General features: G+C 28.3%; 1 protein-coding gene. It reads right to left on the bottom strand.

Annotated features, from left to right (window positions below):
* On the bottom strand, positions 1-240 hold a 240-nt coding region (locus tag SCA31_RS25325; RefSeq protein WP_410699688.1), incomplete at both ends, for a TonB-dependent receptor domain-containing protein.

The following is a 240-nucleotide window of genomic DNA, read 5'->3' on the forward strand; positions in this document are numbered from 1 at the left end:
TTTTGAATTTTAGCAACCGATCCTGATGAGAAAGATATAGGTAATGCTAAAATTTGATTATATGCTTTATTTTGGAACCAAGCAATATCAAATCCAAAACGATTCTTAAACATTTTCGCCTCAATACCAAATTCCATATTTTTAAGATTTTGAGACTTCAAGTCAGAATTTCTTAAAGTTGTATTATAGGCATAAATAGGAGTATCACCATAAGAAGGTTGTACAAAATATCTGTTTAAT

This window comes from Chryseobacterium sp. SIMBA_028 (assembly GCF_046535285.1).
Taxonomy (GTDB): Bacteria; Bacteroidota; Bacteroidia; order Flavobacteriales; family Weeksellaceae; genus Chryseobacterium.